This is a genomic window from Vibrio sonorensis (assembly GCF_001854765.1).
Taxonomy (GTDB): domain Bacteria; phylum Pseudomonadota; class Gammaproteobacteria; order Enterobacterales; family Vibrionaceae; genus Vibrio; species Vibrio sonorensis.
Map to the genome: position 1 here is coordinate 91,847 of NZ_LJJE01000002.1, position 20,337 is coordinate 112,183.

The 20,337-nt window shown below is 45.5% G+C and carries 14 protein-coding genes and 2 pseudogenes; 10 read left to right on the top strand and 6 right to left on the bottom strand.

Translation table 11 applies throughout. The features are described from left to right. Positions 1-115: 115 nt before the first annotated feature. Positions 116-1,408 carry a glutamate-1-semialdehyde 2,1-aminomutase gene (hemL, locus tag BLO31_RS00485; RefSeq protein ID WP_070962328.1) on the bottom strand — a complete coding sequence of 431 codons (1,293 nt, stop codon included), beginning with the start codon at positions 1,406-1,408 and terminating at the stop codon, positions 116-118. 359 nt (positions 1,409-1,767) lie between these two features. Here hemL and erpA point away from each other — a divergent pair, with 359 nt between their 5' ends. The 3 genes and pseudogenes from erpA to BLO31_RS00500 all read left to right on the top strand — a co-directional run bounded on the left by erpA (position 1,768) and on the right by BLO31_RS00500 (position 6,629). Continuing rightward, positions 1,768-2,109, top strand: coding sequence for an iron-sulfur cluster insertion protein ErpA (gene erpA / locus BLO31_RS00490; RefSeq protein WP_070962330.1), 342 nt, complete (start codon positions 1,768-1,770; stop codon positions 2,107-2,109). 288 nt (positions 2,110-2,397) lie between these two features. After that, positions 2,398-3,495, top strand: coding sequence for an efflux RND transporter periplasmic adaptor subunit (locus BLO31_RS00495; RefSeq protein WP_070962332.1), 1,098 nt, complete (start codon positions 2,398-2,400; stop codon positions 3,493-3,495). A gap of 9 nt (positions 3,496-3,504) precedes the next feature. After that, positions 3,505-6,629 (top strand): annotated as a pseudogene (locus tag BLO31_RS00500) (efflux RND transporter permease subunit). A gap of 225 nt (positions 6,630-6,854) precedes the next feature. Here BLO31_RS00500 and shyC read toward each other — a convergent pair. Beyond that, positions 6,855-8,147: a peptidoglycan DD-endopeptidase ShyC gene (gene shyC, locus BLO31_RS00505; RefSeq protein ID WP_070962334.1), complete on the bottom strand. Its 1,293-nt coding sequence runs from the start codon at positions 8,145-8,147 to the stop codon at positions 6,855-6,857. Between the two features lie 130 nt (positions 8,148-8,277). Here shyC and tyrS point away from each other — a divergent pair, with 130 nt between their 5' ends. Further along, positions 8,278-9,465: a tyrosine--tRNA ligase gene (tyrS, locus tag BLO31_RS00510; protein WP_070962336.1), complete on the top strand. Its 1,188-nt coding sequence runs from the start codon at positions 8,278-8,280 to the stop codon at positions 9,463-9,465. Here tyrS and BLO31_RS00515 read toward each other — a convergent pair. Next, entirely contained in the window at positions 9,462-9,899 is a 438-nt protein-coding gene (locus BLO31_RS00515; protein ID WP_245688334.1) for a YbaN family protein, read from the bottom strand. The genes tyrS and BLO31_RS00515 overlap by 4 nt on opposite strands. A gap of 367 nt (positions 9,900-10,266) precedes the next feature. Here BLO31_RS00515 and BLO31_RS00520 point away from each other — a divergent pair. Continuing rightward, positions 10,267-11,111: pseudogene (locus BLO31_RS00520) on the top strand (magnesium transporter). Here BLO31_RS00520 and dacB read toward each other — a convergent pair. Then, the gene (gene dacB / locus BLO31_RS00525; protein ID WP_070962338.1) at positions 11,072-12,526 is read right to left on the bottom strand and encodes a serine-type D-Ala-D-Ala carboxypeptidase; all 1,455 of its coding nucleotides are present in this window, start codon (positions 12,524-12,526) and stop codon (positions 11,072-11,074) included. The pseudogene BLO31_RS00520 and the gene dacB sit on opposite strands and share 40 nt — an antisense overlap. A 153-nt stretch (positions 12,527-12,679) precedes the next feature. Next, positions 12,680-13,702 (bottom strand): porin, encoded by a 1,023-nt coding sequence (locus BLO31_RS00530; RefSeq protein WP_070962340.1) that lies wholly within the window; start codon positions 13,700-13,702, stop codon positions 12,680-12,682. Between the two features lie 552 nt (positions 13,703-14,254). Here BLO31_RS00530 and greA point away from each other — a divergent pair. Beyond that, on the top strand, positions 14,255-14,728 hold the full coding sequence (gene greA, locus BLO31_RS00535; RefSeq protein ID WP_070962342.1) for a transcription elongation factor GreA: 474 nt from the start codon (positions 14,255-14,257) through the stop codon (positions 14,726-14,728). Positions 14,729-14,773: 45 nt separating this feature from the next. Here greA and yhbY read toward each other — a convergent pair whose 3' ends face one another. Then, positions 14,774-15,070, bottom strand: a complete 297-nt coding sequence (gene yhbY, locus BLO31_RS00540) for a ribosome assembly RNA-binding protein YhbY (protein ID WP_070962343.1) — start codon at positions 15,068-15,070, stop codon at positions 14,774-14,776. 162 nt (positions 15,071-15,232) lie between these two features. Here yhbY and rlmE point away from each other — a divergent pair, with 162 nt between their 5' ends. From rlmE to glmM, 4 genes are all read left to right on the top strand, one after another. Beyond that, positions 15,233-15,862: a 23S rRNA (uridine(2552)-2'-O)-methyltransferase RlmE gene (gene rlmE, locus BLO31_RS00545; RefSeq protein WP_070962345.1), complete on the top strand. Its 630-nt coding sequence runs from the start codon at positions 15,233-15,235 to the stop codon at positions 15,860-15,862. Positions 15,863-15,969: 107 nt separating this feature from the next. Beyond that, positions 15,970-17,940, top strand: coding sequence for an ATP-dependent zinc metalloprotease FtsH (gene ftsH / locus BLO31_RS00550; RefSeq protein WP_070962347.1), 1,971 nt, complete (start codon positions 15,970-15,972; stop codon positions 17,938-17,940). A gap of 60 nt (positions 17,941-18,000) precedes the next feature. Further along, positions 18,001-18,831 (top strand): dihydropteroate synthase, encoded by an 831-nt coding sequence (gene folP / locus BLO31_RS00555; protein WP_070962349.1) that lies wholly within the window; start codon positions 18,001-18,003, stop codon positions 18,829-18,831. Positions 18,832-18,849: 18 nt separating this feature from the next. After that, on the top strand, positions 18,850-20,190 hold the full coding sequence (glmM, locus tag BLO31_RS00560) for a phosphoglucosamine mutase (protein ID WP_070962351.1): 1,341 nt from the start codon (positions 18,850-18,852) through the stop codon (positions 20,188-20,190). Positions 20,191-20,337: the final 147 nt, after the last annotated feature.

Sequence of the window (20,337 nt, forward strand, 5' to 3'; positions counted from 1 at the left end):
TGGCTAGAAAACAGAGTGTTATCAATCGAGAACTGAGAAAAGGCCTTTTAAGCGCAGAAAATGCGACAAGTTGAGGGCGTAAAACAAAGGGCTGCGATGCAGCCCTTGTGGAATGTTATGCTTCTTGCGCCAAAATGGCGAAGCATCGATCTGCAGCTTCCAAGGTCGCTTCAATTTCTTTGCTGCCGTGAGCAAGAGAGGTGAAGCTCGCTTCGAATGCGGACGGAGCAAGATAGACTCCGTGCTGAAGCATTAAGTGGAAGAAGCGCTTAAAGCGTTCGATATCGCATTTTGCGACATCTTCATAGCAAGTGACACTTTCTTGATCGGTAAAGAAGAAACCAAACATACCGCCCACTTGATTGACTAGCAGTGGAATACCGTGTTCTTTGGCTAGTTGTTTGAATCCATCGGCAAGCTGTTTCGTTTTCGAAGCAAGGCGCTTTTCATTACCCTCTTCGCGAAGCAGAGTAAGACAAGCATAACCCGCTGCCATCGCTACTGGGTTACCAGATAGGGTACCTGCTTGGTAAACTGGCCCTGTTGGAGCAACGTATTGCATGACTTCTTTGCGGCCACCAAAAGCCCCTACTGGCATGCCGCCACCAATCACTTTACCTAGTGTGGTTAAGTCCGGTTTGATATTGTAATGGGCTTGCGCACCACCTAGTGCAACGCGAAAACCTGTCATCACTTCGTCAAAAATCAGTAATGCGCCTTCTTGGTCACAAATTTCGCGCAGACCTTCGTGAAAACCCTCTACTGGTGGAATACAGTTCATATTCCCTGCGACAGGCTCAACGATGATACAGGCGATTTCTCCTTGGTTCGCTTTGAATAGTTCGCGAACGGAGTCAAGGTTGTTGAACGTTGCTGTTAACGTGTGCTTGGCAAAATCAGCAGGAACGCCCGGAGAGCTAGGTTGACCTAAAGTCAGTGCACCTGACCCCGCTTTAACCAAAAGACTGTCTGCGTGGCCGTGATAACAACCTTCAAACTTAATGATCTTATCGCGACCAGTAAAACCACGAGCCAAGCGAATAGCACTCATGGTTGCTTCGGTACCCGAACTCACCATGCGAATTTGTTCCATAGATGGTACTAGTTCAGTAACCAACTCTGCCATCGCAATTTCCATCTCGGTAGGAGCGCCAAAACTCAGTCCACGGCGAGCGGCATCGACTACCGCATCACGGATCACTGCGTGGTTGTGACCAAGAATCATTGGGCCCCAAGATCCTACGTAGTCGATGTAAGCTTTGCCATCGGCATCAAAGATTAAAGGGCCATCGGCGCGTTCAATGAAAAGTGGTGAGCCACCTACACCGTTAAAAGCGCGAACAGGGGAGTTAACACCACCTGGAATGGTTTGTTGCGCTTTTTCGTAGAGTTCCGCTGATTTGGTCATTGAAGTATCCTCTTTTGCTTGCTCGGACCAATTTGGAGGGCATTGTACCTCTGCTCGTCATCAGGAGAAATGCCTAAACCCACATAATCGGTACAGAAAAGGTTTTTTCACTACTTAATAAGCGCTTACAAAATGTATTAATGCGCCAATAGCAATTTATTTCGCATAACAATCTAAGATAAGGCTGACGTTAAGTGTTTGAGTTATTTCTATTTGCTCTGACAAACAAGCAAAAGGTATAGAGATGATTGAGGTGAATACTTGAACGCTACGGTCAGGTATTAGATAATCGCCAAAACAGACAAGAACTATTAGATCGCAGTTTAAGTACTGTGAATCACTAAGTGAGAGAGGTCGTCGTGAGTGAAGCAACTATTCCTTTAACTTTTTCTGAAGCTGCAGCAAGCAGAGTTAAGCTTCTGATTGAAGAGGAAGAAAATCCAGAGCTAAAGCTGAGAGTCTACATAACGGGTGGTGGTTGTAGTGGTTTCCAATATGGCTTTACCTTTGATGAAAGTGTTAATGAAGGTGATATGACCATTGAAAAATGTGGTGTCACTCTTGTTGTGGACCCTATGAGTTTGCAGTACTTAATTGGTGGCGAAGTCGATTACACCGAGGGGCTAGAGGGCTCGCGTTTCTTTGTTAACAACCCAAATGCAACGACGACATGTGGTTGTGGAGCTTCGTTCAGTGTTTAAATAAATTCATTGATGAGATTTATATAAGGCGCGCCTCCTATAGGTGCGCCTTTTTTATGTTTATTGAGAAAAAAGACAAAAAATCACGCGTAACAGTTTATTTCTGGGAGCTTATTTATTAATCTAGACCCATGAGTCTAAAAGTGTGTAAGGCTTTTTACACCAAGACTTATATTGCCAACATGTGCTAGCCAACTGGCTGCTGGGAAGGAGCAGATGTTGTAAACGTTTAAGCTTTCGCCTGTCTGTACAGTGCGAAAGCTTGTTTGATTACATCAAGGGAATGTTATGTCCAGATCGTCGTTATTAGGCTTTTTTGCCGTTCGCCCTTACTTCATTTCACTTTTTTTGATAATTGCTTTGTCGTTATGGCTTGGTATGGGCATGCTCAGTGCCGAAGAAAATAGTGAGTCTGAAAAGACACTTGAAGAAGTGCCATTGGCAAAAGTTGCTTTTGAAACTTTTAATGCTCAACCCACTTTTAAAAAAATTGATTTGTACGGTAGGACTGCACCAGATAGAAAAGCGAGGCTTGGGGCCGAAATTGCCGGAAAAATTATCGCGCTCAGTGTGAATAAGGGCGATAGTGTGAAGCAGGGTCAAGTGATTGCTCGTATCGATAAAGGTGACCTAGAAATGCAGCTTGAGCGCGCTCAAGCCATGCTTAAAGTAAGAGAAAAAGAGTATAAAGCGGCACAATCTTTGAAGAATAAAGGTCTCCAAGGTGAGGTCGCCTTTAGCAATGCTCAAGCTTCTCTCGTCGAAGCAAAGGCGTCGGTAAGCAAAGCCAAGCTAGCGCTTCGCAACACGAATGTGGTTGCTCCGTTTGACGGCATTGTCGATCATCTTCACATTGAGAAAGGTGACTTTGTTGGAGTCGGCGATCCCGTTGCCAACATCTTAGACCTGAAAAAGATTGTTATCGAAGCGGATGTCAGTGAACGCCATATCCAAAGTTTATCACTAGACCAAAAAGCGAACGTTCGTTTTATCAATGGCGAAACGGTTTCCGGTGTGCTTCGATACATCTCGCGCGTATCGTCAACCACCACAAATACATTCCCTATTGAAGTTGAAATAGACAATCCTGAGCAGCGAATTCCCGCTGGCATTAGTGCTGAAGTAGAGATGAATCTACAAACACAGCTGGCCGTAAAAATTACCCCTGCGATGTTGGCATTAGACGATTCTGGAAATCTAGGCGTTAAGACACTGACCAACGAAATGGTTAAGTTTGTTCCGATTCAACTTGTTAAAGCGGAACAAGACGGTGTTTGGCTGACGGGTTTAGGTGAGCGAGTGGATATCATCACCACCGGGCAAGGTTTTGTCCGCGACGGGGATAAAGTTATCGCCGTACCAGCGTCTGAAAATACGCTAAATTAAGGGGGCGCTATGTATTCAATCATTGACGCGGCGCTTTCGCGAACGCGTACTATGGTCACTTTACTGGTGTTTATTCTTATTGCTGGTGTAGGTACATACATCACCATACCTAAAGAATCTAGCCCAGATATTACCATTCCCATTATCTATGTATCTGTTGGACACCAAGGGATATCTCCAACCGATGCCGAACGCTTATTAGTTCGTCCAATAGAACAAGAACTGCGTTCTATTGAAGGGGTCAAAGAGATGACCTCGACAGCCGCTGAGGGACACGCTTCGGTGATGCTGGAGTTTACCGTTGGCGTCGATTTGAACAAGGCGATGGCAGACGTTCGAGAAGCGGTTGATTTGGCGAAACCCAAATTGCCATCAGACAGTGATGAACCCACCGTTAATGAAGTGACTTTGGCGTCAGAAGAACCGGCGCTATCGGTGGTGTTATACGGCACTGTTCCTGAACGTACCATAGTTCAGATCGCCAGACAGCTAAGAGATAAACTAGAGAGCTATCGTCAAATCCTTGAAGTCGATATCGCGGGTGACCGAGAAGATATCGTCGAGATCATCGTCGATCCACTTTTGATGGAAAGCTACGGCCTTGACCAAGCAGATATCTACAACCTTATTGCTCAAAACAACCGAGTGGTTGCCGCGGGCTTTGTTGATACGGGTTATGGTCGATTCTCGGTTAAAGTACCTTCGGTATTTGACTCGTTAAAAGACGTTCTAGAGCTGCCGATCAAAGTTGACGGAAAACAGGTGATTACCTTTGGTGACGTCGCGACGGTTCGCCGAGCATTCCGCGATCCTGAGAGCTTTGCTCGCTTGGATGGCAAATCTGCAGTCGTGTTAGACGTGAAAAAGCGCGCTGGCGAAAACATCATTGAAACGGTGGATCTGGTCAAAGCGGTTCTAGCAGAGGCTCAGAAGCGTCCAGAGTGGCCGAACAACTTACTGATCAAGTACACCTGGGATCAGTCGAAAGACGTTAAGATGATGCTTAACGATCTGCAAAACAACATTTTATCGGCGATTATTCTAGTCGTTATCGTCATTATTGCGATTTTGGGTATGCGAACCGCGATGCTGGTTGGTATCTCAATTCCCGGCTCCTTCTTGACAGGATTGCTTGTGCTTTCCGTGTTTGGGCTAACCGTTAACATTGTTGTACTGTTCTCGCTCATTATGGCAGTAGGTATGCTGGTGGATGGTGCTATCGTCGTCACCGAGTTCGCAGACCGAAGAATGCAAGAGGGCACTCCACGTAGACAAGCCTACCGAGATGCGGCGAAAAGAATGGCTTGGCCTATTACCGCGTCGACTGCTACTACGCTTGCTGCGTTTGCCCCTTTGCTGTTCTGGCCAGATGTGACTGGCGAGTTTATGAAGTATTTGCCGTTAACATTGATCGCAACACTGACTGCTTCACTAGTAATGGCGCTGCTGTTTGTTCCCGTTCTTGGCGGCATGATCGGCAAACCACAAAATGTAACGGCTAAGAACCGTGAAATGATGGTTGCCTTGCACGATGGGGATTTCGATAAGGCAACGGGTATTACCAAGCTCTATTACAACACCTTATCTGTCGCTATTCAGCATCCACTTAAGATCCTTCTTGGGGCTATTTTATTCGCCGGTGGCGTTGGCTTTACCTACTCTAAAGCAGGGTTGGGGGCTGAGTTCTTCCCAGAGGTGGATCCGCCGTTCTTTACGGTAAAAGTACGATCATACGGTGATCTCTCTATCAATGAGAAAGATGACATTATGCGAGATATTGAGCAGGTGATGCTCACGCAAAATGAGTTCGAAAGCGTTTACACTAAGACGGGTGGGAAAGAACTTATCGGTCAGATCCAAATCACGCCAGTGGATTGGCAGTATCGTCGCAAAGTGAAAGAGATCATCGAAGAGGTGAAACAAGTCACCGATCGATACGCAGGTGTCGAGATCGAGTACAAGTTACCCGATGCGGGGCCTCCAGTAGAGAACGATCTGGTGATAGAGATGTCTTCTAGAGTACCAGATAATCTAGATAGTGCAGCGAAATTGGTTCGCCATTGGGCAGATAACAACCCAGCGTTTATCAACGTCAATGACGATTCAAGCAAAGAAGGCATCGACTGGCAGATCGATATTCGCCGTGATGATGCATCGCGCTTTGCCGCTGATGCCACCTTAGTCGGAAACACGGTTCAGTTTGTCACTAACGGACTTAAAATTGGTGATTACTTACCGGATGATTCGACAGAAGAAGTGGATATTTTGGTTCGCTATCCAGAAGAAAAACGCGATATAGGCCGTTTTGATGAGTTGCGAGTTAAAACTCAGGCAGGTCTAGTGCCAATTACCAACTTTGCGAGTATCGTACCGGATAGAAAACAGGATACGATTCACCGTATTGATGGCCATCGAGTGTTGAACATTAAGGCGGACATGGCAGAAGGGTATAACTTGGCCATTGAACTGCCTAAAATCGAAGCCGCGTTGCAGCAGCTTGATTTGCCAAATGGTGTGGAGTTTAAGATCCGTGGTCAAAACGAAGAGCAAGAAAACTCATCGGCGTTCTTGGCGAATGCATTTGTCGTCGCTTGGTGGTTATGGCGCTTATTTTGATCACTCAGTTCAATAGCTTCTACCAAGCTTTCTTGATCTTAAGTGCGGTGCTTTTCTCTACTGTTGGTGTGTTTGCAGGTTTATTAATTTTCCAAAAACCATTTGGTATCGTCATGTCGGGTATCGGTGTGATCGCTTTGGCGGGTATTGTTGTTAACAATAACATTGTATTGATTGACACCTTTAACCAGCTACTTAGCCGAGGTTTGTCTAAGCGTGACGCTATCTTGCGCACTGGAGTTCAGCGTTTAAGACCAGTAATGCTGACGACGGTAACGACCATACTGGGTCTGTTGCCAATGGTGCTAGAGATGAACATCGATTTGATTAACCAAAAAATAGAGTTTGGTGCGCCAAGTACCCAGTGGTGGTCGCAATTAGCAACCGCAGTAGCAGGTGGGCTTGCCTTTGCGACAGTACTGACACTGGTACTGACTCCGTGCCTACTTATGTTGGGTAAACAGCACAAAGTAGAAGAAATCGATAAGCCGATTGAAGTTGAGCCAGAAGAGGCCTAACCCATTGGCGGAATAATAGAAGCCCTGCTTGTTGAAGTGGGGCTTTTTTATGTCTAATTATCTGGTTTGAAATGCTTTTGCACATTGCTGGTATTGGCGCTAGATAAGGGCATCGGAAACTCAAGTGAGAAGCTCATGGGCTACCAGCGAATAAAAAAAGACCCACCTTAAAATAAGCTGGGTCATTATTATGAACTATTAGCAAAAACTCGCGTTTATTAGCTTTTATTTAGCAACGTATAAAAGCTGACTGTAGCGTTCTAGCTTTGCCAACAAGTTTTCAGAGTTGGCCAGAAAAGTCGTCTTAGCGGCTCCTTTTAATGACTTGGACTGAGGTAACTTAACCGTCCTAGGGTTTTTGTGTACTCCGTTGACCAAAAATTCATAGTGAAGATGAGGTCCCGTTACACGACCTGTTCCACCAAGAGTTCCGATAGTTTGGCCCTGCTTTACTCTCTGTCCCGTTCTGACCGAACGCTTGGTAAGGTGAAGGTACTTAGTTATGTAAGTATTACTGTGTTTAATAAACACATAGTGGCCGTTAAACTTGTTGTAGCTAGATTTGAGAACCGTACCGTCACCAGCGGCCCATATTGGCGTACCAACAGGCGCGACATAATCTGTACCTCGGTGGGGTTTTACACGGCCAGTTACTGGGTGTAGTCGTCGTGGATTAAAGTTAGAACTGACTCGTCTAAAATCGAGAGGGGCACGTAAGAAGGCCTTTTTCATTGCTCGGCCATTTTCGTCGTAATAGTTGTCGCTATGTTCATCGAGAATGGCTTTAAAAGTATCCCCTTGGTTATTGAAAATAGCAGCCATAATACGCCCAGTGCCTATGACTTCACCTTCAACTACCTTTTCTTGATACAGAATTTTAAATGAATCCCCTTTGCGAATATCTAGTGCAAAGTCGATATCCCAACCAAAAATTCCCGCGATTTCCATTATCTGATTGGCAGAGATCCCCGCAGAAATCCCCGCATTCCAAAAACTGGTAGAGATAGAGGCCTCAGCGTAATTGTACTGGTAAAACACTTCTTTTTTGTCTAGTCGCGAAGTGAACCCATTGTCAGACTTTGAGATAACAAAAGTTTCGTAAGCACTGAGCTTGCGTTGCAGTTGAATGAGTTGATCACTTTCATCGAAGCCAAATTCAAGTACGTCTCCCGGTCGCAATCTCGATAATTGCTTTTTGATCTCTTGATCAGCAGAGGTGAGTTGATAAAGCAGACGCGAAGATAGGCCTATACGTTGAAAAAGCAACGCGGCACTTTCACCAGAACCAATGGTGTATTTCTTCCATTTGAGAGCGGAAAGCGGGCTTTCCCTATCCGTCAACGCCAAGGTGGCAGCATCAATATCGATAGGGTACGGCTTACCAATGTCATAGTAACCTGTTTCTTGCCGCAGTGTTTTAGGTTCGGGCAACAAAAACAGAGCAACGACAATTAAGGCGCTAAAAAAAACGATAAGCGCTCGGTGTATCCAAGGCAATCGAGCGAAAAGAGAGACCATCGTTCGTCCGTAAATAAAAAAAACTGAAAAAATAGCTAGCTGTTTAGTCTAACTGGTTTCAAAAATCATCGCTATTCAAGTAAGATGGCAAATCATTAAATTTTTGCCAAATCTGTGGGAGTGAACAAGAATGGCGAGTATTGAAGCTGCACTGGCGGAAATTAAACGCGGTGTCGAGGAGCTGATTCCAGAAGAAGAACTGATTGAAAAACTGAAAGAGGGTCGCCCTCTTCGTATTAAGCTAGGTGCGGACCCTACTGCACCAGATATCCATCTGGGCCATACCGTAATCCTTAACAAGCTTCGTACTTTCCAAGAACTTGGTCATGAAGTCACTTTCTTAATCGGTGATTTTACGGGTATGGTTGGAGATCCAACGGGTAAGAACAAAACTCGCCCGCCACTCACTCGTGAAGATGTGCTACGCAACGCTGAAACCTACAAACAGCAGGTATTCAAAATTCTAGACCCTGCAAAAACTAAGATTCAGTTTAACTCTGAGTGGTTGTCTGAACTTGGTGCAGAAGGAATGATTCGCTTAGCCGCTAACCAGACAGTGGCACGTATGCTTGAGCGCGACGAATTCAAGAAGCGTTACAACAGCGGCCAGCCGATTGCTATCCATGAATTTATGTACCCACTGCTTCAGGGCTATGACTCAGTCGCAATGGAAACAGACGTAGAGCTTGGTGGTACAGACCAGAAGTTCAACTTGCTAATGGGCCGTGAGATGCAAAAAGCACACGGTCAAAAGCCTCAGGCAGTCTTGACCTTGCCTCTTCTCGTAGGTTTAGACGGCGAGAAGAAAATGTCGAAATCTGCGCATAACTACATCGGTATCAGTGAAGCGCCAAGCGAAATGTTTGGTAAGATCATGTCTATCTCTGATGACCTAATGTGGAGCTACTACGAGCTACTCTCTTTCCGCCCACTAGAAGAAATCGCCCAGTTTAAAGCCGATGTACAAGCGGGTAAAAACCCTCGCGATATTAAGATTTTGTTGGCTAAAGAGATCATTGCCCGCTTCCATAGTGAAGATGACGCAAACGCGGCGGAGCAAGAGTTTATCAACCGCTTCCAGAAAGGCGCGATGCCAGACGAGATGCCAGAGTTCACTTTTGATGCAGGTATTCCAGTCTCTAACTTGCTTAAAGAGGCGGGCCTTTGTCCTTCGACATCTGATGCAATGCGCATGGTTAAGCAAGGGGCAGCAAAAATTGATGGAGAGAAAGTAGCAGACGCTAAGTTCACTCCAGAAGCGGGCACATACGTTTTCCAAGTCGGTAAGCGTAAATTTGCTCGACTAACCATTGCTTAATTGTTACTGGTAAAGAAAAAGCGCCTTAAGGCGCTTTTTTGTGCATGTTTTAAAGCGAAGAATGATCCAAGTTTCGAAGGCAAGTAAACTGATGATGCCCATTGCCAATGAGTGCCATAAGCAACAAAAAATAGTACCGCTCCCATAGACAACCAGATAACAATCAAGGATTGGATTTTCTCCTTTTTAGTCAGTCCCTCTTTGTTCTTAAGACGAGTCGCTAGCGGTCCTAGCTTCGGGTGATTTAGAAGCCACTTTTGAAACTCTGGGGAAGAGCATCCAAAGCAATATAGTGCCAATAGAATAAAAGGAACGGTAGGCAGCAGAGGGACGGTTACTCCTATCAGCCCCAATATAACGCAAGTCCAACCGACGCAGTTGTAGCCTTTGAGACGAATGTGCTCTGGAATTTTATTCTTTTTGTAATCAGTCATAAGGTGTTTGATAGCCGTCGCACATTACTTGTGCCCTTTAGAGTATTGGGTTTAGGTATAAAAATCGCAACTAGATAGAGAAATTAACAGGAAATTTGCAGTTTTCGCTGTTGAGGTTTGATAGTATGCACCTCGCTGCGACTGCCGCAGTATTTTGGAGACTTTTATGAACAATACCGACCATCCCCCTAGTAGAAAGGGAGAAAAATAACCCGCTTCGGTATTGGCATTTTTGTTCCTGCCGTTTGGGCAGAGATCCTTATCCCCTCTATTTTTCTCCTTTTTTCTTGGACTTATGACCGCAAGATGCCGAAAGGGCGTGTTGAGGTTTGGTGGTCGTTACCTATTGCCAATCGGGAGATTCGCCATGACGGTAATGAACAATACACTTGTTGAAAACAATACCTATTTTTCTCAAGAAGAGATCGGTGCTGCGCGCAACGCATTTCTTCAATACGAGCGTGATAAACAGGTTCACCTGTTAACAGTGATGCCTATAGAAGAGGCGGCAGCAGTACTACACCATTGCAGCCTTAGCCATGTTCAGCATTTGATTAATGAGCTTGAACTGTTGGGAGAAGATAAACTCGCGCGTCATTACGCACATCGATTAGGACTTATCCACTCAGAGGTGGAAACTGGCGAAAGTTATTTGGCTACACCAGTGTTAGAACACGTAAAGCAGAGAATAGGCTGGATCATTTCGTTAGCTCTGCTGGGAATTGTATCAGGGCTAATCATTGCGCAGTACGAAGATATACTCAGCCAGTTAGTATTGCTGGCAGTGTACATGCCCGTGATTGCAGCAGCAGGCGGTAATACAGGTACTCAAGCCGCTACACTTGTGATCAGAGCCCTTGCCACCGGAGAGTTAAAAAAGCGTCAGTGGTTAAGCGTGTTGTGGAAAGAGAGCAGAGTCGCGCTTTGCTTGGCTACGGCGATCGCAGCGTCATGGTTGGCCGGATCTTGCTGTTTAGCGATGCGGCAAGTGCTGGTAGCTTTAACTTAAATACCATTGCACTGGCCATTTCAATGGCGCTCTTTGTTCAAGTTACTCTATCCACCGCTCTTGGAGGAGTACTGCCTATTCTAGCAAGGGCCTGTAAGCTTGATCCTGCGGTACTTGTTAGTCCAGTACTCGCGTCCGTGGTAGATATTTCAGGGATGTGGATTTACTTTACGGTCGTAAACTCATTTCTAGGAATTGCCTGACTAAACTCTACAACGTCTTGGTAGAAGAGTTTTTCAAACTGAACAATAGGGGCGACAACCGGTTTGTTGTCGTCTCTTTTTTCAGGGTGGTAGTCAGTGACAAATTGAACAAAGAGAGATCGAGGAACGCCATTTTCATCTAGACCGTAACCCGCCATATTGTAGCTGCCATAGAGGGAGCCGCTTTTGGCTTTTATATGGTCTTTGATTGGCGTTTTACGCATGCTTCTTCGGTACTTTAGCGTACCATTCTTGCCAGAGATAGGCAGCAGTGCCATAAGTTGTAGTTGATCTTCGTTATCCCAGATGTATCTCAATATGGCGGCCATGTCGTCCACGGTAAAGCGGTTATTGCGCGATAATCCAGACCCATCCGCTAATTTTGCCTTACTGATATCGATCCCCGTGTGGGCGAAGATGATCTGTTTGATCGCTTCGGTACCGTTGCCAAAACTCCCTGGTTGCACAAAGAAATGAGCACCAAGAGCTTTGGTAAGGTTGTCGGCAATCAGGTTGTCAGATTTCTTTAGCATCTCCTCTAGTAAAGCATCGAGGCGAGGAGAGTAGTGAGTGGCTAAAGTTTGGTAGTTACTGCCAGTAGGACTGCCTACTTTGATGACACCATTAAATTCAAATCCCAACTGGTTTATTAGAGTGCTAATGACTCTAGAGGTGTAAACCGAGGGATTCTGCACGGCAAACTTTAGAGGAAGCGGTTTTTTTCTCTCTAACATACAGCCCTGAAGTTGATAGTGATTGTCCGAGTTGGCAATTAACTCTAGGCTACACTGAGTCCCTTTTTGATACGCTTTATCAACACTTTGCGCTTGTGTCGATACGTAAATAGGGTATTGAGGCGGTACGTAAACACGAGTTTTTCCGCCAGCTTCACTAGAGACTGAAGCGGGTACGCAATTTTCGTCTAATGTAATGGCACTGGCAGGTGCGCTGTAGCAAACCCCTAAAATATCCCAAGGCCATCCCACAGCGCGTTCGTAGCCGCTAAATGCGCTGTTATCTAGCCAGATATCACCGCGGATAGTATTGCCTATTTGCTTCTTGGCTTCTTTAAGCAAATAGGTAATATCATCACTTTTTAGGGTAGGGTCACCAGAGAACCGAATCACTAAGCCTTCAGATCCAGTCTCTATACGAGTCGAAAACTTAAACTGGCTACCAAGTTCGAGCTTAGCGGCAAGTGCGGTGACGGTTTTTAGCGTACTTGCTGGAGGAAAAAATTGATCGCTATAGCCAGCATTTAGCAGGGTTTCGCCACTTTCTAAGGCGCGTATCGTAAGGGCACTTCGGCTTCCAGCGGGAAGGTGGTTGGTAGGGGTGTAAGCGAATGAAAACACGGGAATTATAGCAGCGAAAATACTACTAAAAAAAAGAGTTGTTCTAAGTGCCGCGTTCATAAATCCATGCCAGTTTTAAAGTACGAATAACCAGTATACTCCTGTGACTGATAGATGCCAGTTTGTGTCGCTTGTAGCAATCTTCTTTGTTTCGTAAATAGAAAAGCACCTGCGTGATTGCAGGTGCTTAAAAGAGTCAGTCTTAAGTGCGACTTAGAAGTCGTAGCGTAGACCTAGAGCGATTTCGTCTTCAGCGTCAGCTTTCGATACTTGGCCATTGTTGTCGCCAGCAGAGAGTAAGTTGAAGTTGTAAGATACGTAACCGCGGAAGTTAGGCTTGAAGTAGTAAGTTGCATCTACCGCTAGCTTGTCTTGAAGGTCCTCTTTAGCACCAGCTGTCTTACCTTCTAGGTAGTTGTACGTGGTAGAGAATACCGTTTGACCCATGTTGTAAGCAGCAGCTAGTTCGTAACCTTGCTTATCTGTTTTGGTGTAACCATCTTTGTCTTGACCATCAACATAAGTACCAGCGAAGTACAAATCGTTAATAGAGTAAGAAGCCGCTAGCATAAATTGGTCGCTCGACTTTTTAACACCACCAGTTTCACCAGAATCTTGATCCGCGTAACCAGCACCTAGTTTAAAACCAGTGTCGCCGATAGCGTAGATAGCCGATAGAGAGTAACCATCAGTTTTGTCGTCGGTGTAGCCAGAACCATCGGTCTTTTCTACGCGGTTAGCGAAGCGGTAGCTTGCTTTTAGGCTTAGGTCTGAAAATTGACCCTTGTACGCTAGCGTGTTGTCGATGCGGTCAGCAACGTCAATTTTGTATGCTGCGTTGTTACCGTGGTAAGCCATGATATCGGTAAAGTCGGTGATCACACCTAGTGCGCCATCGTTTTTACCGTAAGTGATTTCACCAAAGTTGCCGCCGATACCCGCATAGGTGTAACGGTGTTCGATGTCGTCATCTTTAGCAGGGTCGTTGTCTGCAGTTGTGAACTCACCCTCGTAGAAACCTACGCCGTATAGGCTGTCAGTAAGCTGAGTGATACCTTTAATGTTTAAACGTACACGAGATTTGTCATCGGCTTTGCCATCTTGAAGAGACATGCGCGCTTCAGCGCGACCGCCGATCTCTAGAGAGTTACCATCTTGGTTGTATACTTCAGCAGCAGTAGCGCCAGTCGCAGTTACCGCACCAGCAATCGCTAGAGCAATCAGAGTTTTGTTCATCTTATTAGTCCTAATTTACTGTCCATAAATAGTCATTTTTGAGTAGACACATTCGTTGTGACTCTCTGTTTCCACTGCTCCGAGCATTTCCATCTGGTTCTAAGTTGGTGTTTTATCGAAATCGAAAAAATGCAGAACCTGACCGCCCATAGCAATCGACGAACAAAGTTTTAACGCTAAAGTTCATCAGGGGTTAGTAAAATGATATAAATCACATTTTTGAACAGTGTTTTATTGTCATTTTGTTGTTTGTAATTAATTGTTTTTCAATGACATTTGTCGCTTGTGTCAGGTTTCTGTTAGTGGTGGATTATTTAGATCTTTTTACCCGACTTTTCTAGAGTGAGTGTGATTTAGGTCGGTGATTTAGGATGAGTATTTTCCGTTATTGATACATATAACCCAGTGCTGACATAGAGTTTCCGATTTTGGATGATCTGATCGCCAAGTTTGTTTACACTAATAAAAATATCGAATTTAACCTACTACCTAATCCTCTCGGGTTGGGTAGTTTTGTTTTGTCCAAAGATAGCTTTGGCTCAGAGGTAAAAGATGGAAAAAGTTCCAATGACTGTCCGCGGCGAAGAAAAGCTGCGCAAAGAATTAGAAAGACTGTTGAAGTTGCGTCCTCAAATTTCAGAGGCGATTGCCGAAGCGAGAGAGCTGGGCGACCTTAAAGAAAACGCTGAGTACCACGCCGCTCGTGAAGAGCAGGGCATTTGTGAAGCTCAAATTCGTGATATCGAATACAAACTGTCGGTCGCTCAGGTTATCGATGTGACTAAGATGGATAACCAAGGCAAGGTTATCTTCGGTTCGACAGTAACACTTGTGGATGTTGATACGGAAGAAGAGAAAACTTACCAAATCGTAGGCGATGACGAAGCCGACATTAAAGCGGGTCGCATCTCGGTAAGTTCGCCAATGGCTCGTGGCTTAATTGGCAAGATGGAAGGCGATGAAGTCTCTATTACCACACCAGGTGGTGCAAAAGATTACGATATCGAAAAAGTAGAGTATCTCTAAAACGAAAAAGGTCGCCATGGCGACCTTTTCTCTTTGAGCTAAATATTACTTGCGTGGCAGCTCAATCTTGCGTTCTTCAGATTGACGATAAAGCACTAGAGTTTTACCGATCACTTGAACTTTTTCTGCCTTAGATTCACGCACGATAGCGTCAACGATCAGGTTTTTGGTTTCGCGATCTTCCGACGACACCTTCACTTTGATCAGTTCGTGGTGGTTTAGAGCGATTTCAATTTCCGCAAGAACAGCTTCAGTTAGTCCATTCGCGCCCAGTAGCACAACGGGTTTAAGGTTGTGTGCCAGACCTTTTAGATGCTGTTTTTGTTTGGTGCTTAGGTTCATTACGCGGCCAATTTTATTTAATATAAGGGTTGAAAAATCTTATTTTAACGCCATCTATCACGGAAGACTATAATTTATTAGGTTACCTCTAATACCTAAGTCATCCATGCTTGATTGGTAAAGCGATTTACTTGGGTAAAAACTGATCCTATTGGGACATTAATGAGTAAACAAAAACATTCGGCAAGTTCTGGCCGTTGGCTCAAAGAGCACTTTGACGATAAATACGTTAATGAAGCCAAGAAAAAAGGTTATCGCAGCCGTGCGATTTTTAAAATTGAAGAGATCCAAGAGAAAGACAAACTTCTAAAGCCGGGCATGACAGTGGTCGATTTGGGTGCTGCGCCTGGTGGCTGGTCTCAATACGCTGCTAAGCTTGTAGGTCAAGAGGGACAAGTGATCGCTTGTGACATTTTGCCAATGGATTCCATTGCTGGTGTGGCTTTCTTGCAGGGTGATTTTAGAGAAGATTCGGTTCTTGAGGCATTACTTGAAAGAATTCAACCAGACATGGTTGATATTGTGATGTCGGACATGGCTCCGAACATGGCTGGAAATTTATCTGTCGATCAACCTCGTGCAATGTATCTTGTTGAACTAGCATTAGATATGTGTCGACAAGTTTTGGCACCCAATGGTAGTTTTGTGGTTAAAGTATTCCAAGGCGAAGGCTTTGACCAATACGTAAAGGATGTACGTGACCTATTTAAGGTTGTGAAAATCCGCAAACCTGATTCTTCAAGGGCTAGATCCCGCGAAGTATACATAGTAGCCACTGGTTACAAAGGTTAACTATTTGCAGAGTTGCGAAAAAGTTAACACTATAGCTACAGGTACCAAACTGTAGTACCCTACCTTTAATTACAATTAGTTATCGCGAGGCTTACACCTTGAGTGACATGGCAAAAAATTTAATTCTGTGGCTTGTGATCGCCGTTGTTCTGATGTCAGTTTTCCAGAGCTTTGGTCCTGGGGAAAACAATGGAAGAGCTGTTGATTACACCACATTCGTACAGGAAGTTGGCCAGGGCCAGATTCAGGAAGCAACCTTCAAAGACGGTGAAATTACCTTCATGCGTCGCGGAGGCGGTGCCAGATATGTTACTTACATGCCTGTTTATGATCAGAAGCTTCTGGACGACCTGATTAATCAAAATGTAAAAGTGATGGGCACACCGCCTGAAGAGCAGAGCTTACTAGGTAATATCTTTATCTCGTGGTTCCCAATGATTCTGCTTATCGGGGTGTGGATCTTCTTTATGCGCCAAATGCAGGGCGGCGGTGGCAAAGGCGCCATGTCGTTCGGTAAGAGCAAAGCGCGCATGATGAGCGAAGAGCAAATTAAAACTACTTTTGCTGATGTTGCTGGTTGTGACGAAGCAAAAGAGGACGTGAAAGAGTTGGTTGATTACTTGCGCGATCCAAGTCGATTCCAGAAGTTGGGCGGTAAGATCCCAACGGGCGTGTTGATGGTGGGTCCACCGGGTACAGGTAAAACGCTACTTGCGAAAGCGATCGCCGGTGAAGCAAAAGTACCATTCTTTACTATCTCAGGTTCAGATTTTGTAGAAATGTTCGTAGGTGTGGGTGCATCCCGTGTACGTGACATGTTCGAGCAAGCGAAGAAAGCGTCTCCTTGTATTATCTTTATCGATGAGATTGATGCAGTAGGTCGTCAACGTGGCGCTGGTGTTGGTGGTGGTCACGATGAGCGTGAGCAAACGCTTAACCAAATGCTAGTAGAGATGGATGGTTTTGAAGGTAACGAAGGAATTATCGTTATCGCTGCCACCAACCGTCCAGACGTACTTGACCCTGCACTACTTCGTCCAGGTCGTTTTGACCGTCAGGTCGTAGTTGGTCTTCCTGACGTACGTGGCCGTGAGCAGATCTTGAAAGTTCACATGCGTAAAGTGCCTCTAGCGGGTGACGTTGAGCCTTCACTAATTGCTCGTGGTACTCCGGGTTTCTCTGGTGCCGATCTGGCTAACCTAGTGAACGAAGCTGCTCTGTTTGCCGCACGTGGTAACAAGCGAAATGTTTCTATGGTGGAGTTTGAATTGGCGAAAGACAAGATCATGATGGGTGCTGAGCGCCGTTCAATGGTGATGTCGGAAGATACAAAAGAGTCAACAGCTTACCATGAAGCAGGCCACGCAATTGTGGGTCGCTTAGTGCCTGAGCACGACCCTGTGTACAAAGTGTCCATTATTCCACGTGGCCGAGCGCTGGGTGTGACTATGTACTTGCCAGAGCAAGATCGAGTAAGTATGTCTCGTCAACACTTAGAATCAATGGTTTCTAGTTTGTACGGCGGACGTCTTGCAGAAGAGCTTATCTACGGTGCAGATAAAGTATCAACGGGCGCTTCTAACGATATCGAACGCGCAACAGACATCGCTCGTAAGATGGTCACTCAATGGGGTTTCTCAGAAAAACTGGGTCCACTTCTTTACGCAGAAGAAGAGGGTGAAGTTTTCCTAGGCCGCAGTGTTACCCAAACCAAGCATATGTCTGACGATACCGCTAAGTTGATTGATGATGAGATACGTCAAATCATCGACCGCAACTACGAGCGTGCTAAGAAAATCCTTGAAGAGAACATGGATATTATGCACGCCATGAAAGACGCCTTGATGAAATACGAAACCATCGATGCGGGTCAAATTGATGACCTGATGGATCGCAAGGAAGAAATTCGTGAGCCAGCGGGTTGGACGGATGACCAAACTCCTCCAAAGGCGAAGGCAGAAGCTAAAGCTGAGCCAGAAGCCACTCCTGAACCAGAGGCGAAAGCTGAGCAGGAGAAGGTGGAAGAGTCCAATGAAGAAGCACCTGTAGAAAAGAGCGAAAAGAAAGACTCTGAATAAGTTGCTGTTTATATTAAAACCTCGGGGGAACTCGGGGTTTTTCTGTTTTAGGGAAGTACAATGATCATTCGAGCCAATGGCAAATCACTGGATCTCAATCAGCCTATTGTGATGGGAATTTTGAACGTGACTCCGGACTCCTTTTCAGATGGAGGAAAGTTCAATGAAATAGATAATGCGCTTGCTCAAGTAGAAAAGATGATAGAGGCGGGGGTATCTATCATTGATATTGGAGGTGAATCAACGCGCCCCGGTGCACCTGACGTCGCGCTCGCGGATGAACTGCAACGAGTGATCCCTGTTATCAAAGCGATTCGAAAAAAGAGCGATGTGTGGATTTCAATAGATACCAGTAAAGCAGAGGTGATGAAACAAGCCATTGCCGCAGGTGCTGATATCATCAATGACGTACGAGCTTTGCAAGAGCCGGGGGCGATAGAAGTCGCGGCAGAGTCAGGTTTGCCAGTGTGTTTAATGCACATGAAGGGGCAGCCTAGAACCATGCAAAACGCTCCTCACTACGATAACGTAATAGAAGAGGTTAAAGAGTTTCTACAACAACGAATCACGCATTGTGAAAAGGCAGGGATCCACAGGGATAACATTATTCTCGATCCCGGTTTTGGTTTTGGTAAAACAGTAGAACACAATTATCATATGCTTGCTAACTTGGAAGCCTTCCACCAATTAGGGCTTCCCGTGCTTGCAGGTATGTCGCGCAAATCAATGTTGTTTAAGTTGTTAGATAAAACACCAGCGGAATGCGTGGCAGCTAGTGTCGCTTGTGCCACTATGGCGGCATTGAAAGGAGCGCAAATCATTCGTGTCCACGACTATGTGGAAACGATCGATGCTCTAAAGGTGGTGAACAAAACAAATCAAAATAAATAAATACTATTAGGAATCCATATGTCGAACAAAAGACGCTATTTTGGTACGGATGGGGTAAGAGGTAAGGTAGGACAATACCCAATTACACCGGACTTTGTACTTAAGCTTGGCTGGGCTGCCGGACGCGTTTTGGCAAAGCAAGGCACTAAAAAGGTCATTATAGGTAAAGATACACGCATTTCAGGCTATATGCTTGAGTCGGCTTTAGAAGCAGGCTTAGCGGCAGCTGGCTTAAAAGCGACCTTTACGGGACCAATGCCAACGCCGGCGGTCGCGTACCTAACCCAAACATTCCGCGCTGAAGCGGGTATCGTAATCTCTGCTTCCCACAACCCATATTACGACAACGGTATAAAGTTCTTCTCGTCTGAAGGAACGAAGCTTCCGGACGATATCGAGTTGGCAATTGAAGCCGAGCTGGACAAAGATATCGAATGTGTAGAATCGGCGTCGTTAGGCAAGGCTTCACGTCTTGATGATGCGGCTGGTCGTTACATCGAGTTTTGTAAAAGTACCTTCCCCAGCCATTTAAGTTTGGCGGGAGTAAAGATCGTAGTCGATTGCGCTCATGGGGCAACTTACCATATCGCGCCTAACGTGTTTAAAGAGTTAGGGGCGGATGTCATCCCAATGGGAACAGAACCAGACGGTTTGAACATCAACGAAGAAGTGGGTGCCACCGATGTACGAGCTTTGCAAAAGCGCGTGGTTGAAGAACAAGCTGTACTGGGCGTGGCTTACGACGGAGATGGTGACCGAATTATTATGGTTGATCATCTTGGTAACAAAGTTGATGGTGACCAAATCGCGTATATTATTGCTCGCGATGCTTTGCGCCGAGGTGAACTGAAAGGTGGTGTGGTTGGAACTTTGATGACCAACCTAGGCATGGAAAACGGTCTTAAGCAGTTAGGCATTCCTTTTGTTCGAGCTTCAGTCGGTGACCGTTATGTGATGGAAAAACTACTCGATAAAGGCTGGAAGATTGGCGCTGAAAACTCAGGCCATGTCATTCTACTTGATAAAGTGACGACGGGTGACGCCATTGTAGCTTCACTACAAGTGATTGCTTCAGTGGTTGATAGCGGTATGTCATTGCACGAGCTATCGCAAGGAATGACGCTTTACCCTCAGGTACTGGAAAACGTTCGATTCTCAGGAGATACCAACCCACTAGAGTCAGAAACGGTTCTTGCCAGTGTCGCCGAAGTGGAAGCAGAACTTGCTGACAAAGGTCGAGTGCTATTGAGAAAGTCAGGTACGGAGCCTTTAATTCGAGTTATGGTTGAAGGTGAGGACGCTGAACTTGTCCAGCGCAGCGCACTTAAGATCGCTGATGTCGTAAAAGCGAGCTGTTAAGTTATAGGCGGCTTTTTATCCCTGTTGGACTAAAAGCCGCTTTTGCCCCTTTTTTAACCGTTTGATTCTTAAGTTGGACTTTTTTGCTAATTTTTCCTTGTCAGGTAAGCAAGCTTTCGCTAGTATTGCTCGGCCTTCAGCAAGGAG